This is a genomic window from Grimontia sedimenti (assembly GCF_011045095.1).
GTDB lineage: Bacteria > Pseudomonadota > Gammaproteobacteria > Enterobacterales > Vibrionaceae > Enterovibrio > Enterovibrio sedimenti.
In genome coordinates, this window is record NZ_JAALDL010000056.1 from 1 (window position 1) to 686 (window position 686).

A 686-nucleotide genomic window follows, 5' to 3' on the forward strand; every position below is an offset into this window, starting at 1 on the left:
GACGCTGCCGCCAGTCCAGCCAGCAGGTACCGTGGTAGTGACATCAGTGGTTGAACCGCCCGGTTGAGTGACGGTCACCGTAATGGTGTCACCGGGCTCAGTGCCGGTGGGTGGCGTGACCAGCACTTCAACGCCGTCAGTCAGCTCTCCCTCGCCAATGCCGCCAGAGGCTTCGGGAATTTCAACCAGCGGGAGTTCATCGGTGCCGCCCGGTCCGGTGCCTTCACCGGGTGCGGTCGTATCAATCGTGACTGTGGTGGATGTGCTCGGCGCAGATGTATTCCCTGCGCTGTCAGTCACCGATGCGGTTATGTTGTATTCACCTTCGGCAGGTAAACCGCCGCCAGTGCCACCCAAATCTTCCGGCGAAACGGTCACAGAGACGCTACCGCCCGTCCAGCCGTCAGGCACTGTGGTGGTAACGTCAGTGGTTGAGTCATCGGGCTGAGTGACGGTCACCGTAATGGTGTCACCGGGCTCAGTGCCGGTCGGTGGCGTGACCAGTACTTCAACGCCATCTGTCAGCTCTTCTTCACCAATGCCGCCAGAGGACTCGGGAATTTCAACCAGCGGGAGTTCATCGGTGCCGCCCGGTCCGGTGCCTTCACCGGGTGCGGTCGTATCAATCGTGACTGTGGTGGATGTGCTCGGCGCAGATGTATTCCCTGCGCTGTCAGTCACCGATG

The 686-nt window shown here is 61.1% G+C and carries 1 pseudogene; it reads right to left on the reverse strand.

From position 1 onward, the window contains the following. Positions 1-686, reverse strand: a pseudogene (locus tag G5S52_RS23460) (hypothetical protein); the annotation flags it as partial.